The sequence below is a fragment of the Actinoplanes missouriensis 431 genome (assembly GCF_000284295.1).
In the GTDB taxonomy this organism is placed as follows: Bacteria; Actinomycetota; Actinomycetes; order Mycobacteriales; family Micromonosporaceae; genus Actinoplanes; species Actinoplanes missouriensis.
In genome coordinates, this window is record NC_017093.1 from 5,179,356 (window position 1) to 5,205,774 (window position 26,419).

The following is a 26,419-nucleotide window of genomic DNA, read 5'->3' on the forward strand; positions in this document are numbered from 1 at the left end:
GCCTCGCCTCGCCCGATCTTGGCGTAAACGGGTCAGCTCGGCCACGGGCGGCAACCGGCGTCCAGCTGCCCGGCCGACGGGCGGGCGGGCTGGTCACGGGTTCAAGATGGACTGCAGGCGCTTCGCCTCCTTCGTGACTCGCGTGGACCCGGCGCGGGCCGCGACCCCGGCCAGCCCCGGAACGAGGTCGCCCCTCACACCGAGCGTGACCGCCACCTGGCTGGCCAGCTCCAGCAGGTCGGGCACGGTTCGCGCGGTCGTCGTCAACAGTGGAGGCAGGGCGGCCACCAGCAACTCCCACACGGCCACCGACGCGCCGGCCCGGTGCAGGTCGGCCAGCGCGGGGAGGACCCGGGTCAGTGTGATCGTCCCGTCGCTGCCGAGATCGGCCAGCGCGGCGCCCACCGGCGCAGCGAAGGGCGCTTCCGCTGCGGCCAGGGTCAGCAGCGTGTCGACGGCGGCGGCGCGGTCCGACTCGTGTTTGGCGGCCAGGGCGTAGGCGAGGGCGTACGCCATCGCCGGACCGACCGGGCCGGTGCACTCCGCCAGCAGCGGGAACAGGTTGCGGGCGGTGTCCCGCTGGTTCTGGTCGGCCAGCGCGGCCACCTCGGCAAGGGCCCAGGCGGCGGCGACTTCGCGGTGGTGCGGGAAGACCATCGCGAGGACGTCCTCGGTGCCCTGGAAATCGCCGGGCGTGTGGACCGGGTGCTCGACGGGTGTCAGGGTGAGCAGCTGGCGTTCCAGGCGCAGGCCACCGTCGCGGGCCGGGCGCAGCGTCGCCACGACCCGGCGCGGCACCGGCACGTCCCAGGTCCAGCCGCCGTCGCGGCCGCGCTCGCCGGGCTGGGTGACGGGCGCGCTGATCGGATCGGGCAGCCCACCGCTCGCGAGCCACTGCGCGAACTGCCGGCCGGCCGGTGTCGTCAGCCGGGCGGCGCGGACGGCCACCAGGTCGTCGGCGACGCGCGGCACCCGGAGCAGCGCCTGCTCGAAGTCGAACGGCCACGGCTGCCAGCCCTCGGCCTCGGCCCGCTGAAGGCGTTGCAGCAGCACGCCGGCGTCCAGGCTGCCGTTCACGTGGGTCGGCGTGGCGACGATCGCCGGGACCATCGAGCCGGCCAGGTGCGCCGCGACCTCGGCGACCCGCAACGCCAGCACGCCGTCGGGCCGCGGGCTCAGCGACGAGTGCGGATGCCCGCGCCGGCCCTCCTGCCAGGCGACCCGGACGGCGGCGGCGAGTTCCTGCCGGACCGGGTCGTTCCCGCCCCGGCCAGCCGAGACCACAGCATCGCTCCGACCAGCAGTAGCGGTGGCGGCTCGGATCGCCAGGCCGAGGGCGACGAACGGGGAACCGGCGTTCCACCGGCTCGGCGCGAACCAGCGCGGATATCTGTCGGTCACCGGCAGCAGCGTCGCCGCCAGATCCTCGCCGGCCCCGGCGGTGTGGAAGGCGACCAGGGCCGCGAGGACCCGCTCCCAGCCGACACCGGTCTGCACGTGGACCAGCGCGGCGAGCTCCTCGGCGAGTTCGGCCGCGTCGGCGATCGGCGGCGGCATCTCCGCGACCGCAGGCGCCACCACCAGCGAAACCCCACTGCCCGGCGGCAGAGCGCCCAGGCCCGGCCCAGCCGTCACCGAACCCGGCGCGGCGCCGGCAGAAACCGGATCGGGCGCGGCGGCGAACAGGGACGCGGCCCGCGCCGGCAGGTCACCGCCCAGCCCTGCCGCCGCGGCGGCGATGCGCTCCAGCTCCGCCGGCGTCACCCGATCACGGTGCTTGGCCACCAGGTCGAGAGCCCGCTCCTGCACGTCCAGCGCCGCGTGCCCGAACGCCCCGGCGATCGCCACCACCACGTCGCCCGAGCGCGCCGGCTCCCGCCGGGCCACCGCCGCGAGCCAGGACAGCTGAGCCTTGACCAGCGTCTTCTCGCGACGCACCAGAGTCTCCGCGCTGGCCTCCAGCAGTGTCTCCCGCTCCAGCCGCCCGGCCCCGTCGACGGCTCTCAGGCAGCGCTGCGCGAGCGTCGCCACGGCGCCCGGACCGGCGGCCAGCAACCGTGCGTAGTCCAGGGCGTGCGTGGACGACTCGTCGACGGTGGGCGCGAGTTCGTCGTGCAGCAGGATGAACGGGCGCAGGTTGTTCGGCCGGCCGCCGCGCAGGAGACGGTCGACGGTCGCGGAGAGCACCGTCTTGCGTTCCAGCGTCCCCTCGCGGTCCAGTGCCGCGACCGCCGCCGGGAAGGCCGGCGTGGCGCCGGCGGAGGCCACCCCGCCGAGGTCGGCGCCGATCGTGTCGATCTCGAAGACCGCCGGGAGCAGCGTGTCGCGCCACGGGTCGTCGCGCAGGCGGGCGACGAGCGGCGGGATCGGGCCCTCCGGTTTCCAGCGGCGGACGAACGACCGGACCCAGCTGCGCACCACGCCCTCGGTGACCGGCGGGGTGACGCCGCCGGCCCGCATCAGCGCGGCCGCGAAGAACCAGTCGTCGGGCCACGGGTCGCGGGCCGGGAGCCGGGCGGCCAGCCGGGCGCCGAGATCGCCGGTCCACGGCAGGTCCAGGGCGTCGGCGAGGGCGAGGAAGAGGGCGGACTCCTCCCAGTTCCACGCCCGGAGCGCGGGCCGGCGCAGCAGTGTGACGGCGCGGGCGGCGCTGGGCGCGGTGCCGACGACGGCGAGGGCGTAGACGGTCCGCGCGTCCATGCCGGGGTCGGCGGGCAGCGCCGTGACGCCGGCCTCCACCACGGGCGCGGCGGCGGCGCGCTCGGCGGGCGTCGCGGCCGCGAGCAGCCGGATCAGGGCGGACCTGTCGTTGCGGCGGGCGAGCTCGTCGACGGTCTCCCAGCTGAGGGTCACGCCGGCACCTCAGCAGCGGCGGCGGCGGCGAGGACGATCGTGACGGCGAGGGCGTGCTTGCACGGGCCTCGCTCGCCGCGGTGTTTCGCCCACCAGGGGCAGGTGCAGGACGAGGTGGCGTGGCGGACGTGATAGGTCTCGCCTCCGCTGCGCACCACCGACACGTCGGCCCCGGTGGTGACCGCGCCGCTCTCGGCCAGCGCGCGGGCGCCGGCGAGGCGGGGGTTCATCTTCTCCACGACGTCCGCCGAGTAGGGCAGGGTGCGGTGGAAGTAGCCCGCCTCGGCCACGTCGAAGCCGACCCGGCCGGCCGTGCCGAGCTGGGTCAGCGCGTCCCGCACCCGCGACGCGTCCAGCCCGGACCGGGTCGCCAGCGCGTCCACGTCGATCGCCGGGTCCCAGGAGAGCAGCGCGCTGATCAGGTCGGCGTCGTCGGCGGCCTCGTCGCTGGCGAGCGACTCCAGGACCGCGCCCTCGCCGGAGAACCCGCGGGAGGGCTCCGGCGAGAGGGTCAGCGACAGCCGCAGCGACGGCATCCTCAGCTCCCACGTGCTGGCGACCGGGCCGCTGCCCGCGGCGACGACCGGGCCGTGGACGAGCAGCGATGACGCGTACCGCAGGAAGGGTTTGATCGCGGTCAGGCGCCCGGCGCCGGGCAGGCAGACCGCGCCCGGCACCGGCCGCGACGTCAGCCGCAGCGTCCGGCCGGCCGGGACCGCCCAGAGCACCGACTTGTCCGTGGCGGAGAGCCGGTGCAGCAGCAGGCGCGCGTCGGCGGCGCCGATCTCGGCGCGCGGCTCGAAGCGGGACGTGAGCACCTGGGCCTCGGCGAACCCGCGCAGCCAGCGGGACGGCAGCGGCACCTTCCGCTCGACCAGCTCGCCGTCGAACGTGGTGACGGTGAGATCGTCGGGGCCGACCGCGACGTGCAGCGGGTCCGCCCGGCCGACCCGGGTCAGCGCCCGCTGCAACGGGAGGTTGACGTCCACATTGGTGGTGCCGTGCGCGAGGATCTCACCGTCGAGCCCGGCGGGCAGCACGTCGAGCCGGGCGTAGACGCCGCAGCAGCCGGAGAACGACTCGAAGCGCAGGCGGTCCGACCCGGCGGTGACCACCGGGTCGAGGCTGGCCGGCGGCCGCGGCCGGAAATAGCGGGTGCGGGCGACCTCGGCGACCGCCAGCAGACCGGTCGCCGCGGCCCCCGGGTCGGTGAGGAAACCGGTGAAGAATCGGGGGTGCGCCGCCGGACCGCCGGAGGTCTGGAGGGTGAGGCCGTCATCCAGAGTCGACGAGCCGAGGTACGAGTACGCCGCGGAAACCATGCCCGAGAACCTAGAGAACCGGTACGACAGTTTTCACGCGGCCGAGCGTGCGCCCTCCCGCCGAGCCTCCTCAAGGAGGGCCGTGAGCCGCCGCGAGCGGGCACGCCAGGCCAGCACGATCAGGGCCGCCGCGACCAGCAGGAACAGCTGCGGCCAGGGCACCACCCAGGTGGTGACGGTCGTCGAGGCAGTCGCGGCCGCGTCGAGCCGGACCGTCGTCCGGACCGGGCCGAGACCCCACACGCCGCCGACACGCGTGGTGGCGGACGATTCACCGCCGGGCAGGAGTTCGCCGCGTGCGGAGGCGCCGGTCGCCGACACGAGGCCGAAGAGTTCCGACGTGGACACCCGATTCGCCAGGTCGAGCCGGACGTTTCCGGTGTTGGCCGCCTGATAGGAAACGGTCAGCTCCCCCGGCGCGAAGGGATTCCACGATCGCTCGTAGGAAACGGACGCCCCGCGGACGGCCAGCGCCGGCCGCACCTCGCCGGAAGCGCGCATCAGGACCCGGAACCCGACCCGGCTCTCCACCTGCACCGTCCCCTGCCGGCCCGCCACCGACGCGGCGATACCCGCCGGATGATCACCCGGTGTCGCGTCCCGCGGGACGGTGATCGTGAACGGCACCACCGCGGTCTTCCCGGCGCCCACCGTCACGCTCTCCCGTACGGTGATCCAGGTGCCGCCGTCCACCGACTTCCGGTCCGACGGCAGCATGTTGAAGCGGCCCTTGTCGGTCAGATAGCCGTCCGCCGCGGTCAGCGTGAACGACGCCGACGCGTCGCTGAAGTTGCGCACCGCCAGATGCTCGGTGACCACCGAACCCGGATCGAGGGTGCGTTCCACCCAGCGGCGCCCGTCCGGGCCGTCGGCGGTCGCCGGCTGCACGGTCCAGGTCAGGGACGCGGGCGCAGCGGACGCGGGTGCAGCGGACACCGGCGCGGCTGACGCGGGAGCCGCCGGCACGGCGACGAGGGCGGCGATGATCAGGGCTGAGACACGTCGCATGGCGGCTCCAAACCTAAAAGAGAGCGGGGCCGGACACGCCGGCCCCGCCGTCAGAGGATCACTCGAAGAGGGACAGGGTGAGAGTGGCCTGGTAGGAACCGGCCGCGACATCGGCCGGCGTGTGCAGGTTGAGGTCCGCGTTCACCTGGTAGGCGCCACCGGTGACCTCCGACGAGTCGTAGGTGGAGACCAGCAGCTCCTGGTCGACCAGGCCGACGTTGTTGCCCGGCTGGGTGGGCTCGTCCACCGACGGGACCACCTCCTCGCCCTCGGCGACCAGACCGGTGTCCCCGCCGTCGATCAGGCGCGGCTTCCAGCCCAGGTGGTCGGCGGTGATCGGCGCGCGGCCGGACGCCGTGAAGTCGCTGGAGCTGCCGAGCACGGCCCACGCGGAGCCGTCCGGGATCTCCTCCAGGGTGCGGGTGTCGGTCACGGTGACCGTCGGCAGCGTGCCGCTGAACCGGCGGACGGTCAGGTCGGAGCCTTTCTCGCTCAGCGCCACCGCGTCACCGGCGACGGTGAGCGCGAGGACGCCCGGCTCGCGGATCTCGGTGATGTCGACGGTGACCTCCACCTCGGCGTCACCCGGGTCGGCGAGCGCGGACGCCGGCAGCGCCGCCGCGCCGGTGAGCGCCACGATCAGCGCCACGGGGATTCGTGCCTTCATCGATGTCTCCTTAGCAGGTGAGTGCGGGGTAGCCGGCGGTGACGCCGTTGGCCGAAGCGGTGCCGGACGGCACCGAGGAAACCCGGGAGGGGAAGCTCTGGTAGGCGTTGCCGCCGGCCACGACGCCGGCGAAGACCTTCTTCCCGTACGGGGTGACGAGCTCGATGTCAGCCGGAGCGTCACCGCCGTTGCGGGCCGTGACGGCGACATAGGCCTTGCCCGCGATGCAGCGCGACCCGGCGGTGACGGTGATCGGCGCCGCCGGTTTCTCGTCGGCGAAGACCCGCCACTCGGTGACCGCCACCGCGGAGAACGTGGTCCCGTTCCCGTTGGCGCTGATGGTGGCCCGCAGCCGGGACGTGGTCACCGGGTCGAAGCCGACCCGGTTGAACGCCGTGGTGCTGGTCCCGTAGGAGCCGGCCCCGGTCACGTCCTGCCAGGCCGCGCCGTCCCACCACTGGAGTCTCCAGCTGTCCGGGGCCGCGACGCCGTCGCCGGTGCCCGGTCCGGAGTCGCGCCAGAACTTGAGCTCGGCGCCGGTGAGCCGGATCGGCCGGGACCAGTCGTACTGGATCCACTGGGTGGCCGGCCGGGTGCCGGACCAGGTGCCCCAGAGCTGGCCCTGTGCCGGTGCGGCCGGGTCGGCGTCGTCGTTGAGCGCGGTGACGCTGTTCCAGCCCGCCGTGTACGACGCCGTCGGCACCCCGATCGGACCGACGTTGCCGGTCAGCGGCGCGGACAAGTCGGCCGGGATGACGATCGTGGACGCCGGCGAGGCGTTGCCGGCCTTGTCGACGGCCCGGTAGCCGACCGTGTGCTTCCCGGCGTCGGGCGCGGCGATCGGACCGGAGTACGCCGTCCACGCCCCGGTGCCGATCGCGTACTCCACCCGGTCGACGCCGGAGGTGGCGTCGGTGGCCGTGACCGTCACCTTCCGGTCCGCGAGGGTCACCGTGCTCGACGGGTTGGTGGCGTCGATGCCGATCGCGGTGGTGACGGCCGGTGAGACGTTGCCGGCCCGGTCGGTCGCGGTGGCGGTGACCGTGTGCCGGCCGTCCCCGGTGACCGTGGTGTCGGCGTAGCGCGCGTCCTGACTGGTCACGGGGTGGGCGTCGTCGACCTTCGTGGCGATGGTCATCCGGCCGCCGCGATCGTCGGAGGCGGTCACCCGTACCCGGACAGCGGAGCGGAACCAATCGGCGGCGCCCGCCGAACCGCTCGGGGTGACCACGACGGTGGGCGGGGTCTCGTCGCCCTCGGTGTCGCCCGGGGAGATGACCCGCACGGTCGCGGTGATCCGCCCGGCGGCGTAGCCGAGGACACTTCCGGTGGCGGTGACCGTGCCCGGCCGGGCCACGTCCTCGGACGTGAGCCCGTCCCAGAGGACCGGGATCGACAGCGCCTCCGACGGACCGAAGGTGACCGGGATCGTGGCGGGCAGGTCGGTCTCACCCACCTCGACCGTGATCGCCGGCGGGGTGACCGAGGACGGCTGCGCGGCCAGGATCTTCCACTCCTCGACGGCGACGGCGGAGTACGTGCTGCCGTTCGTCGACGCGTCGAACACGGCCCTGACCTGGGTCGTCGTCACCGGGTCGAACGTGGTGTCCTGGAAGCCCCGGGTGCCGGTCGGATAGCCGCTCGCGCCGGGCACGTCCTTCCACGACCCGTCCCAGTACTGGATCCTCCACGTCGCCGGCGCGGCGACACCCACGCCGGTGCCCTGCGGCTGGTCGTTCCAGAACTCGATCTGCGAACCGGAGATCCGCATCGGCTGGTCCCAGGTGTACTGCACCCACTGCTGGGCCGGGTTGCTGCCGGTCCAGGTACCCCACATGTCCGGCGGCAGCGGGTTGTCGCGCACGATCTCGTCGTTGAGCGACTTCACCCAGTACTGCGTCGGGACCGGGTCGTTCGAGACGGTGACCGTGGCGGCCTGGGCGATGTTGGCGCGCGGCGTGCGGTCGGCGGTCTTCGCCGGCGTGCGCACCACCTGCTTGATCCGCGGCGGCGACTGGGTGTCGTCCCACTCCACCTCGTCGATCGCGACCGACCTGCGGAAATGGCCGCCACCGACGGCGTCGGCGGTGTGGTAGACGATCTGCCACCGCCCGTCGAACTCGACGATGCCGGGGTGGCTGGTGGTCGACGAGACCGGGGTGAGCAGCGTCCCGCGGTACGTCCACGGGCCTTCCGGACTGCTCGCCGTGGCGTACGCGATGCAGGCGTGGTAGTTCGCCGGGGTACACGCCGAGGTGGGCCCGGCGTTGTTCCCCGCGTACGCCAGGTAGTAGGTGCCGTTGCGCTTGAACAGCCACGGCGCCTCGAAGTACCCGGTCAGCCCGGTGACCGTCTGCTGGGTGCCGACCGGCGTCTTCATGTCGGCGCGGAACTCCAGCCGGCGCAGCTGGCCGAACGTCCCCCAGTAGACGAACACCCGCTCGCCCTCGACCAGGATCGTCGGGTCGATGTTCTCGATGGTGTTCACGGTCGGCGTGCGCTGCGAGATCAGCGGGCCGCCGACGTGATCCGTCCACGGGCCGGTCGGGGTCTCGCTCACCGCGACGCCGATGGCGAACTTGTTGGCGGCCGGCGAGTCGCGCTCGCTGACCGGGACGTACCAGTAATACCTGCCGTCCGGTCCCTGGACGACCTGACCGGCGTACGCCCGGCCGGGAGTGGCCCAGCTGAAGACGTTCTCCGGGCGCATCAGGGACGGGTAGTGGGTCCATTCACCGGAGTCGACATCGCTCGTGGTGAAGGCGCCCCACTCGTTCATGATGAAGTCGTTGACCGCCGGACCTGCCTCGTCGTGTCCGGTGTAGATCAGGAGCTTGCCGTCCGCCACCAGGGGCGCGGGGTCGGCGCTGTAGTAGGAGCCGTCCTTGAGGATCGGATTCGTCGTGTTGGTGAAGGTGTAGGAGTCGGCTGCCCGGGCCGGGGCGGCGGGCGCTGTGACCAGCAAACCCGCCGCTACCAGCCCTGCGACCGCTGTGCGCAGCAGTCTCAAGGGATTGCCCGTCTTCTATCCGCAGGTGATGGCGTTGTAGGGTGCCCGGACCCCGTTCGCGGTCGCCTCACCGGCCGGGATCGCCGCCTTGCGACTGGTGAAGCTCTGGTAGGCGGACTTCCCCGGCGCGACGTTCGCGACCGTCTTCGATCCGTACGGAGTGACCAGCTCGACGGTGATCGGCTCGTCGCCGGTGTTCTTCGCCGTGACCGCGACGTACGCCGTCCTGGCGAGGCACTGCGACTTGGCGCTCACCTCGAGGTCAACCGCCTGGGTGGGTACGTCGTACACCTCCCACTCCTGGACACCGGGGGCGCCCTTGCCCTCCTCCGTGCCCGACGCGGTGAGCAGCGCCCGCAGCTTCGTGGTGGTCACCTTGTCGAACGTCACGGTGTTCCACGCGGTCGCCGAGGTGCCGTAGGCGGTCGCGCCGGTGACGTCCTTCCACTGTGTTCCATCCCAGTGCTGCAGCTTCCAGGACGCCGGCGGCGCCACCCCGGCGCCCGTTTCGTCGATGTCCTGGACGAACCAGATCCGGGAGCGGTCCACCGTCACCGGCGACGACCAGTCCAGCTGGATCCACTGCTCGCCCACCTGCGGCCAGGTGTTCCAGACGTCGGTGTTCGGTCCGACCGGCCCGGTCGGGGTGACCCCGTCGGCGATGTTGTCGGGGGTGACCCAGCCCGGCGTGAACGACGCGGACGCCGCGCCGGTCCGTGCCACGTTCACCGGCGCCTGCCCGGCCTCGACGGTCTGCGTGCCGACGGCCGAGACGTTGCCCGCCCGGTCCACCGCGCGGAACTCGACGGTCGCCGCCGCCGAGCCGACCGCGACCGGGCCGGTCGCCGCCGTCCAGGCCCCGCTGCCGATGCGATATTCCACGGTCGCCACCCCGGAGAGCGCGTCGGTGCCGGTGATCGTCAGTTCCCGCGCGTCCTTGTCGAACGCCGCCGTGACGGCCGGGACGGTCCGGTCGATGCCGACCGTCCTCTCGGTGACCGCCGAGACGTTGCCCGCGGCGTCCGTCGCGCGGGCCTGAATCGTGACCTCGCCCTCGTCGGTCACGGTGATCGGACCGGTGTAGCCGGCCCAGTCCCCGCTTCCCCGCTTGAGAGTGATCCTGGGCGCGGCGTCACGGTTGTCCGTGGCGCTCGCCGTGACCGTCACGTTCGTGTTCGCCCAGGGCGCGTCGGGCGCCGCGGTCAGCGTCGTGACCGGCGCGGTCGTGTCCTGCGGACCACCCGCCCCGACGGTGACCGTCGCGGTGGCGGCCTTGTCGGTGCCGGCCACCTGCCCGGTCACCTCGAAGGTGCCCTCCTTGGCATAGGAGGCCGGGTCGATCGGCGCCCAGGTCACCCCGATGCCGCTCTGGCGCGACCCGTCGTTGTAGCCGACCGTGACACCGGACGGCAGGACCGGCGCCACTCCGGCACGGGTGCTGACCGCCACCGGGTCGACCGTGTTGATCTGGACCGGCGCGCTGCCCCGTACCCAGATGTGGGCCTTTGCCGTGATCGACGTGCCGGCCACGAAGCCGGTGATCGTGAAGTCACCGATCTCCGCGACCCGGTCCGGGTCGATCGCGCTCCAGGAGACGGCGACCGGCAGCGTAGCCCCGTCGGCGTAGGTCACGTCGACGGTCGCCGGCAGCACCGGCGTCACACCGGTCTGCGTCCGCACGTCCACGGTCCGGATCGAGCTGGCCGGGGCCGCGAAGACACGCCACTCCGTGACACCCACCGCCGACCAGCGGTTGCCCGCCGCGTTCGGCAGCGCGTTGAACGTCGCCCGCAGCCGGGTCGTGGTGACCGGGTCGAACGTGACCACGTTCGTGCGTCCCCGGACGGCCGGGTTGAACCCGGTGCCGCCGGTGGTGTCCTGCCACGCCGCGCCGTCCCAGTACTGGATCTTCCAGTTCTGCGGCACCGCGACGCCGCTGCCACCGGTGGTGCTGTCTGACCAGAAGTCGATCGACGCCCGGTTGACCCGGACCGAGGACGGGAAGTCGTACTGCAGCCAGCGGGTGGACGGCTCGTTGCCGGTCCAGGTGGCCCAGATGTCCGGGTTGGAGCCGCCGGTGAAGAACGGCGCCTTGTCGTCGTTGACCGCGTTGACGTTGTTCCAGCCGGCCGTGAAGCTCGCCGACGGCGTCGCCGAGGTGGCGATGTTGATCTCGCCCTCGACCAGCGCCGACGCGTTCACCACGACGTCCTTCGTGGACGTCTCGCCGCCGTTCTTCACGGTCAGCCGCAGGGTGTGCCGGCCGGATTCGGTGAACCGGGCGATCGTGGTCGGCGCGTTCGCCTCCTCGAAGGCGACGGTGCCGCCGTTCGGCGCGTCCACCACCGACCAGGAGGAGGTGATCGCCGTGCCCGGATCGCCGTCGTCCTGCGCGAGGCCGAGCAGCCGCACCGAGCCGTCCTGCTGATAGGTGGAGTCCACCCAGGCGTCCGCCAGCGGCGGCTGGTTCTCCGCCCGCGGCGCGGCCGTCCCGGTGTCGAAGGCCTGGATCTCCTTGATGCCGGTCTTCGCGCCCGGCGTGTGATGCACGGTGATCCGCACCTTCTCCGCGGTCACCTCCGGGAAGCGGACCTGATTCAGATTCCCCCGGGGGTACGCGGGGATCCGCGCCTGATCCGGAACGGTCTTCCAGCCGTCGCCGTCGTCGTACTGCACGGTGAACTGGGCGGGCGGCGCGTAGCCCTGGACCGTGGCGGTCGACGACGTCTTGTAGAAGTGCACCCGGACGTCGTCGATCTTCCGCTTACCCTCGAGGTCCACGGTGATCGTGTCGGTGGCGTTCGGCGAGCCGGCGGTCCCCCAGAACGGCTCGTTCACGGTGGTGCCGTTGACTGCTCCGGCCGGCGTACGCCCGGAGGCGGAGAAGGTGGCGGTGGCCGGGCGGCCCTTCGCCACGTTGGCCTTCGGGTTCATGCCGGCCTTGGCCATCACGTCGGTGACCCGCGCGTCCGCCGCGAAGGTGACGTCCTCCGGCGCCTTCAGGCTCTTCTCGGCCGCGTTGGTCACGGTGATCCCGGCCGCGGCGGTGACCTGGCCGCTGGCCGGGTCGTAGACCAGCTTGCCGAGCTTGTCGGCGGTGAACGCCAGCTCGCCGTCGAGGTAGACGGAGTAGCCCTCGGGCGTGCCCGTGCCGTAGTGCCGCTCGCCGCCCGGCGCGTCCCAGACGACCGTCAGGTCCTTGTCGCGGTACTTGATGTTGTTGGCGGTGAAGTGGTCCCAGCCGATGTCGATCGGGTCCAGCTCGATCTTCGCGTCGTCGCGCGGGCGCAGGCCCATCGCGTCCTCGATGACGGTGAAGTTCGTGGCGCCGAGGATCGTGTGGTGGATCCACGAGCGGTACCCGATGCTCTGGTTCGCGGCCGAGCCGTCGGCCCAGAACTCGTTCTGGTCGGGGTACCGGTTGTCGCCGTTGTTCTGGTAGTGCGCCCAGGCGTTCCAGTACAGCAGCTTCTTGTACCACTCGGCGTTGATGTACTCGGTCGGATAGTTGCGCAGCACCGACGACAGCATCCGGAACGTCACCGTCGAGTTGATCACCGAGAAGTTGTTGCTGCCGGGGTCGCCCTCCGCAGCCGCGGCGGCCTTGTCGGCCTGATTCGCCGTGGTGAACGGGAAGATCGGGTACTGGGTGTCGTCGGCGAACAGCCGCAGAGCCTCGGTGTACGGCTGGTCGTAGTCGGCGTCACCGGGCTTGGGCATCAGCCCGACAGAGAACGGGTAGTAGTTGTTGATCTCCTTCCACGGCACCAGGTCACCGGACGCGACGTGCCGGTGCTTGAGCAGATTGCCCTTGTGGCCCATCTCGTCCGGCGTGGTGCGGGCCGGCTCCCAGAGGTGCTCCAGCACGGCCGCCTTGATCCGCGCGGCGAACGCCTCCATCTCGGCGGCCTTCGCGGTGTTCCCGGCGGTCCGGTACGCGGCCGCCGCGGCCTTCGCGTTGGAGTAGAGGTACGCGTTCTCGGTGCGGTCCATGTTCTGGTTCTTGCGCCAGTCGAACGACACCGCGTCGGCGTCGTTGCCGGTCATCGCGCCCCAGCTGTACTCGATCAGGTCGTTGTCGTCGAAGTCGTACGCCTCGAGGAGTCCCTTGACGTCGTCCTCGGCGTACTCCGCGAGGTTCTCGGCGATCGCCGCCGGTCCGCCGTGCAGCTGGTACGACCGCCAGGCCGCCTCGGAGATGTACTCCGTGTAGCTGTTCGACCAGTTCGCCGGGTCGCCCGGGTTGTCCACGTACTTCGAGCTCTTCGCGACCTCGCCGGCCGACACCCAGGAGCCGTAGGAGTACGCCGGGTCGCGGAAGTACTTGAGGTCGTCCACGAACATGCCGGTGGTCAGCACGATCGCGTTGTTGTAGCCGAGCACGCCCTCCATCGCGGTCGGGAACTGATAGTCGTTGCCCGGGATGTCCGCGTCGAGGAAGTTGAACCGCATCAGCCACCAGCGGTAGAACAACGTCTTGTCGATGTTGTTCTCCGGCGTGTCCAGGTAGGGCACGTTCTCCGCCCACCACCGGTTGTACGCCGTGACGTGCCTCGTGTACGCCGCGGCCGGCGCGAGGTCACGGAACGCGGTGTACTCGCTCGCCGACGCCGGGTTCTCCTTGGCGACGAAACCGAGCTGCACCTTGGCCCGCGCCGAGCCGTTCGCCGGCACCGCGACGGTCCGCCGCAGCGTGCCCTGGACCGGCGTGAATCCGTCGCCGGAGAACCGCGGGAACAGGTCGGTCAGCTTGTTGAACGAGCGCACCGCGCCGGTCAGCTCGCCGTTGTCCGATTCCACGGTCCGGGCGAACGGCGAGCTCGCGCTGAGCGTCACGTCCTTCGCGCCGTTCGTGCTGGTCACCTCGAGGTCGGTGACCAGCACGTTCTGCTCGGTGATGTACTTCGTCTGCACGACCCGCAGGCCGGCCGCGCTGTTGGTGAAGACGCCCCGCCAGTAACTCGGCGTCTGCTTACGCTGGGCGGCGTCCTCGCTCAGGGTGACGTCGGCTCCGCCGACCGAGAGCGTGATCGTGTACGCCCCCTGCCCGCCCGCGATCGACTCGATGTAGGCGACCTCGCCGCCGAAGCCGAGCGTCGCCGGCTGATGGGTCTTCATGAAGACCGCGCGGCCACGGCTGAACAGGTACTGGTTCGCGTCGCCGTTGGACCCGCCCGGCGTGTTGCCGGTGCGGGCCAGCATCCGGTCGATCCAGAAGTCGTTGTCGGGGCTGCTCCCGGCCCCGGCCGCGACGTCGGCGTCGAAGATGGCCTGGAGCTGGTTGCGAGCGTGATAGCCGGTGCGCTCGTCCGGCACCGGGGTCGCGCTGCCGGTGAAGACCGGGTACGGCGTGCCGCTGTTGGGCGCCGCCTGGGCGGCGGGGGGAAGGGACACCAGGCCGGCGAGGAGAAGGCCGGCGGTCAGAGCAGCTAGAGGGGGTCGCGGTATCGCGGGCGCTGTCACAAGTGGACGCCTTTCGCCTCTTCTGGGCAGGGAAACCACTCGGAGCGGGTGGCTGCTCCGAGTGATTCACGAAAACCTTTTCGGGAATGCTTGCAGCACGTTGCGATCGTGTCAACAGGCAGGTTTCCGCAGCTTGCAGCCTCAAAGGAAGAGATCATGGTGCGTACCCGGACAACGTCGCCGAAAAGCAGAAGGGATGTGACCGAAATGCAAAAGCGCCGCCCGGCAGATGCCGGGCGGCGCTCGCTAGCCAGGGTTTCAGCCGATCTTCACGTTGAAGACCGGGTTGGCGGCCAGCTTCTTGAAGGCAGCGAGGCTCGCCGGGGTACTGTTGATGCTGATGTCCCGGTCGCCCTGGTCGTCCTTCTTCGTGTCGAAGTGGACGATCGCCTTGATGGCGGGACGCTTGGCGAGCTCCGGCAGGACGTCGTTGTAGACGGCGTCCTTGTCGGCGTACTTGCCGACGCGGTGGTAGCCACCCCACTCGGCCAGCATGAACGGCTTGCCCGGCGCCTTGGCGACGGCCCAGTCGTAGAAACCGACGCCACCCTTGGGGGCACGGTCCAGGATGTCGCCGAAGTCGCCGAAGTGGTAGTAGCCCTTCTCGACCGAGACGTAGGAGTCCAGGCCCACCCAGTCGACGACGTCGTTACCCGGGTAGAGGTCCTTCCACCAGCTCTGCGCCATCCACTTCTCGTTACCCATGTACGCCATCACGTTGACCACGTTCGTCACGCCCTGCGCCCGGAGGCGGAGGATGGTGTGGCGGTACATCGCGGCGAAGTCCTTGGCCTCCCAGCCCGAGCCGCGCTTGGCGACGACGTCGTTCTCCGGCTCGTGGTTCAGAACCAGGAAGAACTTCTTGCCGTACGCCTTCGCGCGCTTGGCGAACGCGTCGATGCGGGCGTCCTGCTCACCCTTCGCGACCTTGGCCCAGTTCGAGCCGTAGGCGATCTTCCAGTTCTCCAGCAGCACGCGCGGCTTCGCCGGGTCGTTGGTCATGGCGATCTCGGCCTTGGTCGGGAACGGCTCGTTGCCCTTGTGGTACTGGTGGAAGATCGTCGCGGTGCGGCCGCTCAGCTTCTCCCAGTCCTTGAGCGCGAGGTCCCGCGGCGCGTCGGTGAAGCCGCCGGCCGCGCCACCCCAGAGGATGTTGCAGGACGGGACGAGCTTCGCGTTCGTGACACAGTTCGTGCCGGCCTTCGGCGCGGCACCGCTCGCGGCGGACTTCACCGCGTCGCTGATCGCGGCGGAGGTCAGGAAGGTCAGCTCCGGGCCGCCCTTGGCCTTGTTCTCGGCCGACTGGAACTTGATCGGCGCGGTCGCGGAGATCGCGAACGAGTAGGTGCCCGGGCCGTAGACCTCGGAGCTCAGGTCGAAGGCGAGGCTGGTGTCGCTGCTCTTCGGGCTCACCGAGGCGATCGGCAGGCCCACCTTCGGAGCGTTGGCCGCGGACAGCTTGCCCTCGGTCCAGGTGTTGTCGAGAACGCGGGAAACCGTGACCTTGCCGGTCGGCTTGCCCAGCGCGCTCAGGAGCAGCTTCGCGTCCTGCACATCGGTGCCGGCCGCAACGGTGAACTTCAGGAACGACGTCTTGACGTCATTGCCGACCTTGCCCGCGACCAGCTTGTCCTCGGTGCCGAACGAAGCGGTCTTGCGGGACGACGAGGTGTACGTGTCGTCGCCGGCGGCGACGGCCATCTCCTTGGTGCCCTTGGTCTTCTTGATGGCAACCGCCTGAGCGGTCGCACCCGGCGCCAACGCGGCAGCGGCGCCCGCGAAAACGGCGGTCAGAGCTGTCAGGTGCTTCGGCAGCTTGGCACGTCGCATTCTGAATCTCCCCCGGTCTGTCCGGCCGTTGTCGGCCGGGCATGTGAAAGAGATTGCGGGTCGTGGGTTGCGGGTCCAGTACCCGGACAGGTGCCGTGCGGTTGCAGCGGTTTTTCTTTTTGCCGGGGGCGGTTCGCTCAAGTGGCGGGGCGCGGTGCCGACACTTCTGGTCGCCTTCCCCGGCAGACCGTCCCCGCCCCTGCTAGCGGCCGCGTTTCCCCTGCTCAAGCCCTTGTCCCCGCTCTGTCCCCGCCCGCTTCTCCCCGCTGCGCCGCCCCTGGTTCAGCCCTGCCCCCGGCACACGGTGGGCCCGCGCCTCCCCCGGCCGCAGGCCCACCGTGTGCTCCCGCCTCCCCAGCCGCAGGCCCACCGTGCGCCCTTGGCCCCCGGCCCCGCGCTCACCGTGCGATCCCGTCTCCCCCCGGTCCGAGCACACCGTGTGCCCGCTCCCGCCTCCCCCGGCGGCGGGCACACGGTGTGCTTGCGTGCCGGGCCTCGGGGCGGTAGCCATGGGACATGACGCTGATCATCGACGGCCACAACGACCTGCCGATGCGGCTCCGCGCCCTCCACGGCTCGAGCGTCGCCGGCCTCGACCAGCACCGCCCGTCCCTGCACACCGACCTGCCACGACTGCGCGCCGGCGGCGTCGGCGGGCAGTTCTGGTCCGTCTACGTCCCGTCCGACCTGCCGGAACCCGTCGCGCTCACGGCCACCCTCGAACAGATCGACCTGGTGCACCGGATGGTCGCCGCCTACCCCGGCGACCTCGAGATCGCGCACACCGCCGCCGACGTCGAACGGATCATGGCGGCCGGGCGGATCGCCTCCCTCATCGGCGTCGAGGGCGGCCACTGCCTCGCCGGCTCGACGGGCGTGCTGCGCTCACTCGCGCGGCTCGGCATCCGATATGTCACGCTTACTCACAATCACCACACCGCGTGGGCGGACTCCGCAGCGCAGCCGCCGGTGGTCGGCGGCCTGTCGGCCGAAGGGCGCGATCTGGTACGGGACATGCAGCGCCTCGGTGTCCTCGTGGACCTGTCGCACGTCGCGCCGGTGACCATGCACGCCGCCCTGGACGTCGCCGGCGCGCCGGTGATCTTCTCGCACTCGGGTGCCAGGGCCGTCACCGATCATCCCCGCAACGTGCCCGACGACGTGCTGACCAGGCTTCCCGGCAACGGTGGGGTGGCCCAGCTGACCTTCGTGGCGCCCTTCGTCTCCGCGGCGGTCCGGGACTGGGCGGCCGCGGCCGAGGCCGAGTGGGCACGGCTCGGACTGCCGGCGCTGCCCGACCCGTGGCCCCGGTCGCCTCGTCCCGGCGAGGACCCGTCCGCCGTACCCGTGATCGTGGCGCCGGACCCGGCCGCAGAGCCCGCGTTCCGCGCCTGGCTCGCCGCGCACCCGAAGCCAGCCGCCACGATCGCGCAGGTGGCCGACCATGTCGACCACGCCAGGGCGGTCGCCGGCGTGGATCACGTGGGCCTGGGCGGCGACTTCGACGGCACGACCGAGCTGCCGGCGGGACTGCCCGACGTGTCGGGGTACCCGCGGCTGCTCGACGAGTTGCGCGGCCGCGGATGGTCCGAGGCCGACCTGACGAAGCTGGCCTCGGGCAACATCCTCCGGGCGATGCGGGACGCCGAGTCACGGGCCGGGGAGATGCTCTGGCCCGTACCCTCCTAGTCGTTTCTTGGCATTTGGTCCGTTTTCAGTCCTCCGGGCGGTCGGCTTCAGCGGGATTCGGGGCGTCGGGCCGGCGAGCGCGCGGGGAACGCTGCCGCGGAGTCCGCGGTGCCCGCGCCGGCTTCGGGGCGGCACCCGTCCCGGCCGGGTCGTCGGGCGTGACAGCGTCGGGTGTCATCGCGTCGGGTGTCATCGCGTCGGGTGTCATTGCGTCGGGTGCGCTTCGTGCTTGCGGAATGCGGGGGGATGCGGCGTTCTGTCCCGATGTGGCGGATGCGCCGTTCTCCGACCGCGGCTCCCTCAACGCGGCGTCCTCCGACCGCGGCTCCCTCAATGCGGCGTCCTCCGACCGCGGCTCGACCGACGCGCCGTTCTCCGACCGCGGCTCCGACGGTGCGGCGATCAACGGCGGGGAGTCCTTGGCGCCGATCGCGCCCTCCGCCTCTTCCTCCGCTCCACGATCCGCCGTTTCCTGCAACTCCGGCTCCGGCTCCGCCGGCTCGTCGGCGTCCAGGTCTCCGCTCTCCCTCGCCTCCTCGTCGAGCGCCTCCTGGGAGGACGGCCCATATGCCGGCGGCTGGCCGGAACCGATCACCGCGTACACCTCGGGGCGCCACCGCCGGAGCTTCCTCCCCCAGCGCACACCCACCACGAAAAGGATCAGGAAGGCGAGCGGCGGCGACCACACCTTCAGCAGGTTGTCCGAATCCAGCAGGATGCCGAAGGACGCCACGGTGAGCAGCAGGATGAGGCTCAGGAAGACCACGGAGATCCACGGCGCGACGGCGCGCCGCCAGCGGGTCTCGCCGTGGTCGCCGCGCCGGAAGTAGCGGACCACGGCGATCGACGCGATCACCATCAGGACCAGGACGCCGAGACCGCCGGAGACGGTGCCGAAGAAGAACAGGTCGGTGGTCGGGTTCCAGCCGACGAGCGCGAACAGGAGAAGCACCCCGAGGGCGACGCTGGACTGGGCGAACGACGCGGTGACCGGGACGCCGCCGCGGGTGCGGGCCAGCGACGGCGGCAGGACACCCTCGCGGGCGACGGTCAGCGCGTACCGCGCGACGGTGTGATGGAAGGCCAGCATCGCGGCGAACAGGCTGGTCGCGAAGAAGATCCGGCCCAGGTCGATGATCACCGACGGCAGGTAGGGGTCGGGCAGGTAGAAGAACAGGTCGTCGAGGTGGTCGCCGGCGATCGCGACGATCTGGTCGTAACCGGCGACGACCGACATGACCCAGGCGGTCCCGCCGTAGAGCACGGCCGCGACCAGCAGGGTGAGGCCGATCGCCCGGGACACCGTGCGGCGCGGGTCGCGGGCCTCGGCGGCGTAGACGAGCGGTGCCTCGAACCCGACCATGCCGGCGACCGCGGCGACGAGCAGCGCGACCCCGCCCGCGCTGGCGATCAGCCCGGGGTTGAGGGTCCCGAACGATACCGTGCCGCCCGCCGGATGGGTGACCATCACATAGTCGAAGACCAGCACTATCAGCACTTCGGCACAGACCAGGACGGTCAGGATACGAGCGTTCAAATCGATGTTCAGCCGGCCCAGCACGCCGATCAGCGCCCACCCGAGCAGCGCCCAGATCACCCAGGAGACCTGGATGCCGAAGATCGCCATCGCGTTGTGCGCGGCCACACCGAACGCGCCGTAGAGACCGATCTGCATGGCGTTGTAGGCGAGCAGCGCGACGAACGCCGTGCCGACGCCGGCGGGACGGGACAGGCCCGCCGCGGCGTACGCGTAGAAGGCGCCACTGTTCGGAACGTGCCGTGCCATCGCGGCGAGACCCACCGCGAAGACGCCCAGCACCGCTGCGACCAGCATGTACGCGACCGGGATGCCCTTCTCCTCCACCTGCCCGTAGCCGAGGGGCAGCGCCCCCGCCACGACGGTGAGCGGTGTCATGGCGGAGACCGCGATGACGAAGATCGGCCACGTGCCGAGGCGGCGCTCGGCGACCTGCTGTGGCATTGGCGCCTCCTAATCAACGGTTGACCGTCTCCCATCATTACGTCCACAGCGGATCAGCGATATAGAAACTTCTCGATCATGACCGGTCGGGTTTCGGCACTCTCGCCGTTGGGTAGGCTGCCAGCATGCCGATCGGACCGCAGCCACAGGGACGTCGCGGCACGGTCGAGGAGCCGTACAGCCCGCTCAACCTGCGGCTGGTCCTCGCCGCGATCGGGCTGGTCGTCTGCACGGTCCTGTCGATCGTGCTGTTCCGCTCCGGCTGGACCCTGCCGGGCTGGCTGCTGGCCGCCTGGGCCGTGGTCGCCCTGATCGACATCGTGGTGGTACAGCTGCGCCGCCGGGCCCGCAAGCGACTCGAGGGCGACCGCGACCACTCGCTCTTCGAGTGAGGCCGTCGCTCACGCCAGACCCGCGTCGTGCACCAGCAACGCGATCTGCACCCGGTTGTTCAGGTCCAGTTTGGTGAGCACCCGGGAGACGTGCGCCTTCACCGTCGCGACCGACATGTAGAGGTCGGTGGAGATCTCCGCGTTCGACTTGCCCTGCGCCACCAGCACGGCCACCTCTTTCTCCCGGACGCTGAGCCGGTTGAGCAGCTCGTCGGCCTGATCACGCGCGGGCCGGGGGTCGGCCGCCACGTGGGCGATCAGCTGCCGGGTGACGCTCGGCGAGAGCGTCGCCTCGCCCTGCGCGACCCGCAGCACCGCCTCCTTGATCTGGCCGGGCGGCGTGTCCTTGAGCAGGAACCCGCTGGCGCCGACCCGCAGTGCCCGCAGCACGAACTCGTCCGCGTCGAACGTCGTCAGCACCAGCACCTGCGGCGCCTCGGGCCGCCGCCGCAGCCGCTCGGTGGCGGTCAGGCCGTCGACGCCGGGCATCCGGATGTCCATCAGCACCACGTCCGGCTGATGCTCGGCGACCGCCGCAGGCACCTCGGCGCCGTCGGCCGCCTGCCCCACGACCCGCACGTCGCCGCCACCCGACAGGATCATCGACAGCCCGGCCCGCACCAGCGGATCGTCGTCCACGATCAGCACCCGCACCGTGCGCACGACACCTCCCCACGATCCACGACAGCCGGAAGCACGCCCGCGCGAGCCACGACGGCCGGAAGCCGGCCCGCGCGGTTCACGACGGCCGGAAGCCGGCCCGTGCGGGTCACGACGGCCACGGGAGCCACGCGGAGAGGACGAACTCGTTGCCGTGACGGCCGTGCGCGAGCCGCCCGCCGGCGAGCGTGGCCCGTTCCGCGAGACCGATCAGGCCCATCCCGGTGCCCGGAATGGCCGGACCGGTGGCCCCGGGACGACGACCGAGCCCCGCCGCGCCGGCAGCTGCCGTGTCGGGGACGCTCACCGGCATCGGGTTGCGGACCTCGACGGTCAGCCCCTCGCCCGCCCCGCCACGGACCGCCACCGACACTGCGACACCGGGGGCGTGCTTGCGCGCGTTCGTCAACCCCTCCTGAATGATCCGGTATGCCGCGCGACCCGTCGCCACGGGCACCGAGTCGGGCTCGGCCGTGACGTTCAGCCGTACCCTGATCCCCGCTGACCTGGACTCGTCGGCAAGCGCGGGCAATGCGCTGAGCGTGGGTTGCGGCCGCTCCGGCGCCTCCTCCTCGTCGGACTGCGTCGTGCGCAGCACGCCGATCACCTCGCGCAGGTCCTGCAGCGCCTGGTGCGCGCTCGACCGCACCACCGCGGACGCGGCGGCGATCTCCTCGGGCGGGGCGCCGGGACGGAACTCCAGCGCCCCGGCGTGCAGGCTGAGCAGGGAGATCCGGTGGGCCAGGACGTCGTGCATCTCGCGGGCGATCCGGGTGCGCTCGAGAACCCGGGCCTGCGCGATCCGCAGCCGCTGCTCGGCCTCGGCGCGCTCGGCCCGCTCCCGCCAGCTGACGATCAGCTGGCGGCGGGACCGGACCAGCATGCCCCAGAGCGCCGCGACCAGCACCATGAAGTTGCCCCACCATAAGTTCTCCCAGAACCCGGCGCCGGCCGGCTCGGCCCGCACCGCCGCGAAGACGGTGTTGACGCCGCAGACCGCGACGACATAGGCCGCGAGGATGCTGAACCGGCGGTGCACCGCGACGGTGAAGACGACGATCAGCAGGGTGATGCCACTGGTGATCGAGAAGAACGCGAGCGCCAGCAGGTAGAGCGCGAGCCAGGTGAGGAATCGCCGCCGCCACCAGAGCGCGACGCCGGCGATCACGCCGAGCACGGCGTCGACGGCGACCAGCCAGAACGGGGTCCCCACCCACTCCTGCAGAACGGTCGGATGGGGATCGACGAGTTCGGCGGCCAGCAGGACGGTGGAGCCGAAGCCGAGCACGAAACAGAGCGTGTCGACCAGCCAGTCACGTGTGGAACGCCGGCTCGGCACCGGCCCGGCCGGGTCCGCCGCCAGCGCGGACGGCCAGAGCCACCGGTACTCGGTCAGCGACGCCCCCATGCGCTCGACTCTACGGACGGCAAAGCCGCGCCGATACCGACCAAAGTAGTAACCGAGGTATCGACCAAGGATGACCGGCATCGACCGTCGGCCGAAGCGGCGGCCCGCCACCGGCCCGCAGGCTGTTTCCATGATTACGGTCGAGAACCTCACCAGGACGTACGGCGCGCAGCGCGCCGTCGACGACGTGTCGTTCACCTGCGAGCCGGGCACGGTCACCGGTTTTCTCGGGCCGAACGGCGCCGGCAAGTCCACCACGCTGCGGATGATCTGTGGTCTCACCCCGCCCACCGCGGGGCGGGCCACCGTCTGCGGTGTGCCGTACCGGCAGCTCGGCAACCCGGGCCGTCGGGTCGGTGTGCTGCTCGACGCGTCCGCCCAGCACGCCGGGCGCACCGGCCGGGAGACCCTCGCGCTGGCCGCCATCACGATGGGGCTGGACACCGGCCGGGTGCCGGAGCGGCTGGCCCGCGTCGGCCTGGACCGCGCCGCGGCCAAGCGGCGGGTCCGGGCGTACTCGCTCGGTATGCGGCAGCGGCTCGGCCTGGCGTACGCGATGCTCGGCGACCCGGCCGTGCTGATCCTCGACGAGCCGGCGAACGGCCTCGACCCGGAGGGCATCTTCTGGATGCGCGGGCTGCTCCGCGAGTTCGCCGACCGGGGCGGCACCGTGCTGCTCAGCTCGCATCTGCTGCGGGAGGTGGAGGCGGTCGCCGACCGGCTCATCGTGATCGGCCAGGGCAAGATCCTGGCACAGGGTGACAAGGACCAGCTGCTCAGCGCCGCCGGCACCGTCGTGCGGGCCAGCGATCCGGCCGCCCTCGAGGCGCTGTTCGACCGGATCGGCGTGACGGCGACCCGGTCCGCGGACGGCACCCTGCTCGTTCCCTCCGACGCCGAGACCATCGCCCAGGCCGCCGCCCAAGCCGGTGTGGTGCTGCTGGAGCTGCGCCCGGCCGGCGCCGGCGGCCTCGAAGAGATGTTCCTGCGACTCACCGCCACCAACGGCCTCGAGGAGGTCAGCCGATGACCGTCGTCGCTAACCCGACCATTCCGCTCCCCCGCCTCACCGTGGTCGAGCTGCGCAAGCTCGCGGACACCCGGGCAGGTTTCTGGCTGCTGCTGGTGATCGGCCTGGCCACGATCGGCACCTCGGCGATCCTGCTCGGCTGGGCCGAGGACGCCGACCAGACCTTCGAGGCGTTCTTCACCTTCGGGCTGGCGCCGTCGGCGGTGCTGCTGCCCGTCCTCGGCATCCTCTCGATCACCAGCGAGTGGTCGCAACGCACCGCGCTCGCCACGTTCACCCTGGCGCCGGCGCGTGGCCGGGTCCTGCTGGCGAAACTGGCCTCCGGGACGATCATCGCGATCGCCGCCACGGCCGCGACCGGGCTGCTGGCCGCCGTCGGCAACGTGATCGCCGGGATGATGGGCGGCGACGCCTCGTGGGGCATGGACGGCAGCCTCGTCTGGCAGGGCGTTCTCATGCAGGTGATCTTCGTGCTGATGGGTATCGGTTTCGGCGCGCTGCTGCAGAACACGCCTCTCGCCATCGTCATCTACTTCGCGCTGCCGATGGTCTGGTCGATCCTCGGCGGGACCATCAAGGGACTGCGCACCGCGTCGGAGTGGCTGGACCTGAACGCCACCTCCCAGGCCCTGTCGGAACCCGACATGACCGGCGGTGAATGGGCTCGGTTCGGCGTCTCGGTGGCGGTGTGGGTGGTGCTCCCGCTCCTGCTCGGGACGGTGCGGGTGCTCCGCCGGGAGGTTTCCTGATCCACAACGGTGGGTGTTGGCGTCACGATCTCGCGATCGCGGGTAGCGTCGCGAGACGTGACGCGTACCCTTTTTGCGAGCTTCGCGACTATTGCCGTTACCATCCCGCTCCTGGCGGCTCCCGTCTCCGCCGCACCACTCACCACCGCCCCGGCTTCTCCCACACCGCTCCGGGGTGTCCCGGCCTCCGCCGCGCCGGCGCCGTCGCCGGCCCCCTCCGCAGTCGTCCCCTCCGCAGTCGTCCCGTCCGCGCTCGTCCCGTCCGCCCCGGCTCAGGCCGCGCCCGCCGGGGACGTCCGGGATCTGACGCCGCCGACCCGGCTCACGCTCAACGGCCGGCCGCTGCCGCCGGCCACCTATCAGCCGGGCCCGCTCGGGCGCCGCGCCGCCCCCACCTCGCCGCCGCTGGGAACCGTGCGCAGCTGGGCGGGTCTCAACGCGGTCGAGGCCGACGTCTACCGCAAGGATTACGTGCTGCGCGCGGTCGGCGAGCACATCGAGGTCTGGGTGGCGAAGGACCTCGGTTTCCCGATCGGCGACTGCCGCGGTGACGCCGCCACCGAGGTCACCGACGCCCAGATCGCCGGCCTCGTCCGCGAGTTCGACGAGAACATCTACCCCACCGAGACGGCCGCCTTCAGCACGCCACCGGCCCGCACCGGGGCCAACGCCGGCGTCGACGGCGATTTCACCGGCGCCGGCGACCGCACCGTGACACTCGTCGACAACATCCGCGACGACAACTTCGTCAGCTACCCGGAACGGCCCACCTACATCGCGGGGTTCTTCTCCGAGCAGCTCAACGAGCTTTTCGACCGCAACGTGATAACCATCGACGCCTTCGACTGGGCGCATCGGCTGGGCGACGATCCGGCACACCAGCCCACCGACGACCTCTGCACCAGCCGGCCGGCCCGCCCGCGGATGTACGAGTCCACGTTCGCCCACGAGTGGCAGCACCTGCTCAGTTATTACGCCGATCCGGACGAGGAGAGCTGGCTGGACGAGGGGCTCAGCGATTACGCGCAGACCCTGACCGGGTACGTCGACTCGCGGCTCGGCGTCTACCACCGCGGGTTCGACAACCACCTCGCCTGTTACCAGGGTTTCGGTGGGGTGAAGACGGCGAACAATCCGAACCCGCGCGACTGTGACGGGCCGGCGAACTCGCTCAACCTGTGGAACGAGGGCACCGCCGACGCGGTCCTCGCCGATTACGGCATCACCTACCAGCTGATGCTGTATCTGGGTGACCGGTTCGGGCGGGGGGTTCTCTCCAGGCTGCACCGGGACGCCGACCACCGCGGCCTGGAGGCGCTCGCGGAGGCGTTGCCGGACGGCACACGCTTCTACGACGTTCTCCACGATTTCCAGACGATGACGCTCGTCGACAAGTCCGCCGGAGAGCCGGACAGCGTGCTCAAGGGCGCGAGCCGCGAACGGGTCACCGCCGCCAGCCTGCGCTCGACGGTGAACCTGAGCAGCGCGGGGTCGCACGGCACGCCGGGGGCGCCACCGAACGGCGCCGATTATGTCCGGCTGCCGACCACGCTGCGCTCGGTCAGTTTCCAGGGGGCGGCCACGCTGCCGCCGCTCCCCCTGGGCTGGACTATCGACAAGGGCATGATCTTCTCCGGCAACGCGTCGGGCCTGGACACCACCGCGGTCCGCGCGGTCGACGTGCCGCTCGCCGACCCGAACCTTCGCTTCACCAGCACCCACGCCCTGGAGAAGGACTTCGACTACGGATATGTGACGGTCTCCACCGACGGTGGCCGAACCTATCGGGCGATCGCCGGTGACACGACGGTCGCGGGACCGCTGGGCGCGGGCATCACCGGCCGGGCCACCGGCGCCACCCTCCGGTACGACCTGTCGGCGCACGCCGGGAAGCGGGTCCTGCTGGGTTTCCGGTACGTCAGTGACAGTGCCGTCAACCAGGGCGGCTGGCACATCGGGGACGTCAGAGTCGGCTCGCAGACGATCGACAGCGCCGCCCTGGACGAGTGGCGGTCGCCCACCCAGGTCCGCCCGACACCGGTGCACAACTGGCACGTGACGCTCGTCGGGCTGGGGCGCGCTCGCGCCAAGATCGTGCCGCTCGAGGATTTCGACAGGCTGAACGATTACCCCAAGGTCGCGGCGATCGTCGCCTACGACGAGCCGACCGGGACGGCCGAGCAGTACGCCCCCTACACCCTCGTGGTGAACGGGGAGACGCTGCCCCGGGAAGAGCCCGCTCAGGCGACCGGCGGCACCACGCGGTAGAGGAAGGCAGCCGAGCCGGAGCCGGCCCGATCGATCTGCCCGCCACGTCGGACGAGAGCGCCGGTGGCGGGCGGATCGTCTCCGGCGCG

15 protein-coding genes are annotated in these 26,419 nt (G+C 71.5%); 5 read left to right on the plus strand and 10 right to left on the minus strand.

Going from position 1 to position 26,419, the window contains the following annotated elements; genetic code table 11:
• Positions 1 to 93: 93 nt before the first annotated feature.
• The 7 genes from AMIS_RS40785 to AMIS_RS24225 form a co-directional block, all read right to left on the minus strand.
• Positions 94 to 2,853 carry a DUF6493 family protein gene (locus tag AMIS_RS40785; protein WP_014445030.1) on the minus strand — a complete coding sequence of 920 codons (2,760 nt, stop codon included), beginning with the start codon at positions 2,851 to 2,853 and terminating at the stop codon, positions 94 to 96.
• Positions 2,850 to 4,175 carry an SWIM zinc finger family protein gene (locus tag AMIS_RS24200; protein WP_014445031.1) on the minus strand — a complete coding sequence of 442 codons (1,326 nt, stop codon included), beginning with the start codon at positions 4,173 to 4,175 and terminating at the stop codon, positions 2,850 to 2,852. Before AMIS_RS24200 ends, AMIS_RS40785 begins: the two co-directional genes overlap by 4 nt.
• Positions 4,176 to 4,208: 33 nt before the next feature.
• Positions 4,209 to 5,183 (minus strand): hypothetical protein, encoded by a 975-nt coding sequence (locus tag AMIS_RS24205; protein WP_014445032.1) that lies wholly within the window; start codon positions 5,181 to 5,183, stop codon positions 4,209 to 4,211.
• Between the two features lie 58 nt (positions 5,184 to 5,241).
• Positions 5,242 to 5,850 (minus strand): hypothetical protein, encoded by a 609-nt coding sequence (locus tag AMIS_RS24210; protein ID WP_014445033.1) that lies wholly within the window; start codon positions 5,848 to 5,850, stop codon positions 5,242 to 5,244.
• 10 nt (positions 5,851 to 5,860) lie between these two features.
• On the minus strand, positions 5,861 to 8,860 hold the full coding sequence (locus tag AMIS_RS24215; protein ID WP_014445034.1) for an OmpL47-type beta-barrel domain-containing protein: 3,000 nt from the start codon (positions 8,858 to 8,860) through the stop codon (positions 5,861 to 5,863).
• Between the two features lie 15 nt (positions 8,861 to 8,875).
• Positions 8,876 to 14,254 (minus strand): OmpL47-type beta-barrel domain-containing protein, encoded by a 5,379-nt coding sequence (locus tag AMIS_RS24220; RefSeq protein WP_014445035.1) that lies wholly within the window; start codon positions 14,252 to 14,254, stop codon positions 8,876 to 8,878.
• Between the two features lie 327 nt (positions 14,255 to 14,581).
• Positions 14,582 to 16,153 (minus strand): CBM96 family carbohydrate-binding protein, encoded by a 1,572-nt coding sequence (locus tag AMIS_RS24225; RefSeq protein WP_014445036.1) that lies wholly within the window; start codon positions 16,151 to 16,153, stop codon positions 14,582 to 14,584.
• Positions 16,154 to 16,669: 516 nt separating this feature from the next.
• On the opposite strand from AMIS_RS24225, the gene AMIS_RS24230 reads away from it, so the two are divergent.
• Positions 16,670 to 17,842, plus strand: coding sequence for a dipeptidase (locus tag AMIS_RS24230; protein ID WP_014445037.1), 1,173 nt, complete (start codon positions 16,670 to 16,672; stop codon positions 17,840 to 17,842).
• A gap of 25 nt (positions 17,843 to 17,867) precedes the next feature.
• Here AMIS_RS24230 and AMIS_RS44680 read toward each other — a convergent pair whose 3' ends face one another.
• Positions 17,868 to 19,823 carry an APC family permease gene (locus AMIS_RS44680; protein ID WP_014445038.1) on the minus strand — a complete coding sequence of 652 codons (1,956 nt, stop codon included), beginning with the start codon at positions 19,821 to 19,823 and terminating at the stop codon, positions 17,868 to 17,870.
• Positions 19,824 to 19,948: 125 nt separating this feature from the next.
• Here AMIS_RS44680 and AMIS_RS24240 point away from each other — a divergent pair, with 125 nt between their 5' ends.
• The gene (locus tag AMIS_RS24240) at positions 19,949 to 20,215 is read left to right on the plus strand and encodes a hypothetical protein (RefSeq protein ID WP_014445039.1); all 267 of its coding nucleotides are present in this window, start codon (positions 19,949 to 19,951) and stop codon (positions 20,213 to 20,215) included.
• Positions 20,216 to 20,224: 9 nt separating this feature from the next.
• Here AMIS_RS24240 and AMIS_RS24245 read toward each other — a convergent pair whose 3' ends face one another.
• Both AMIS_RS24245 and AMIS_RS24250 read right to left on the minus strand, forming a co-directional pair.
• Positions 20,225 to 20,878, minus strand: coding sequence for a response regulator transcription factor (locus tag AMIS_RS24245; RefSeq protein WP_014445040.1), 654 nt, complete (start codon positions 20,876 to 20,878; stop codon positions 20,225 to 20,227).
• 106 nt (positions 20,879 to 20,984) lie between these two features.
• Positions 20,985 to 22,283: a sensor histidine kinase gene (locus AMIS_RS24250; RefSeq protein ID WP_014445041.1), complete on the minus strand. Its 1,299-nt coding sequence runs from the start codon at positions 22,281 to 22,283 to the stop codon at positions 20,985 to 20,987.
• Between the two features lie 130 nt (positions 22,284 to 22,413).
• On the opposite strand from AMIS_RS24250, the gene AMIS_RS24255 reads away from it, so the two are divergent.
• Genes AMIS_RS24255 through AMIS_RS24265 form a run of 3 tightly spaced genes read left to right on the plus strand, consistent with a single transcriptional unit; the run spans position 22,414 to position 26,330 of the window.
• Entirely contained in the window at positions 22,414 to 23,313 is a 900-nt protein-coding gene (locus tag AMIS_RS24255; RefSeq protein WP_041831227.1) for an ABC transporter ATP-binding protein, read from the plus strand.
• Positions 23,310 to 24,062, plus strand: a complete 753-nt coding sequence (locus tag AMIS_RS24260; RefSeq protein ID WP_014445043.1) for an ABC-2 transporter permease — start codon at positions 23,310 to 23,312, stop codon at positions 24,060 to 24,062. Before AMIS_RS24255 ends, AMIS_RS24260 begins: the two co-directional genes overlap by 4 nt.
• A 57-nt stretch (positions 24,063 to 24,119) precedes the next feature.
• On the plus strand, positions 24,120 to 26,330 hold the full coding sequence (locus AMIS_RS24265) for a M6 family metallopeptidase (protein WP_014445044.1): 2,211 nt from the start codon (positions 24,120 to 24,122) through the stop codon (positions 26,328 to 26,330).
• Positions 26,331 to 26,419: the final 89 nt, after the last annotated feature.

What these genes read in the sequence shown, in the direction of transcription:
- AMIS_RS24200 (WP_014445031.1), bottom strand. Translation starts at nt 4,175, where the DNA reads ATGGTTTCCGCGGCGTACTCGTACCTCGGCTCGTCGACTCTGGATGAC.
- AMIS_RS24205 (WP_014445032.1), bottom strand. Translation starts at nt 5,183, where the DNA reads ATGCGACGTGTCTCAGCCCTGATCATCGCCGCCCTCGTCGCCGTGCCG.
- AMIS_RS24210 (WP_014445033.1), bottom strand. Translation starts at nt 5,850, where the DNA reads ATGAAGGCACGAATCCCCGTGGCGCTGATCGTGGCGCTCACCGGCGCG.
- AMIS_RS24225 (WP_014445036.1), bottom strand. Translation starts at nt 16,153, where the DNA reads ATGCGACGTGCCAAGCTGCCGAAGCACCTGACAGCTCTGACCGCCGTT.
- AMIS_RS24230 (WP_014445037.1), top strand. Translation starts at nt 16,670, where the DNA reads ATGACGCTGATCATCGACGGCCACAACGACCTGCCGATGCGGCTCCGC.
- AMIS_RS44680 (WP_014445038.1), bottom strand. Translation starts at nt 19,823, where the DNA reads ATGCCACAGCAGGTCGCCGAGCGCCGCCTCGGCACGTGGCCGATCTTC.
- AMIS_RS24240 (WP_014445039.1), top strand. Translation starts at nt 19,949, where the DNA reads ATGCCGATCGGACCGCAGCCACAGGGACGTCGCGGCACGGTCGAGGAG.
- AMIS_RS24250 (WP_014445041.1), bottom strand. Translation starts at nt 22,283, where the DNA reads ATGGGGGCGTCGCTGACCGAGTACCGGTGGCTCTGGCCGTCCGCGCTG.
- AMIS_RS24255 (WP_041831227.1), top strand. Translation starts at nt 22,414, where the DNA reads ATGATTACGGTCGAGAACCTCACCAGGACGTACGGCGCGCAGCGCGCC.
- AMIS_RS24260 (WP_014445043.1), top strand. Translation starts at nt 23,310, where the DNA reads ATGACCGTCGTCGCTAACCCGACCATTCCGCTCCCCCGCCTCACCGTG.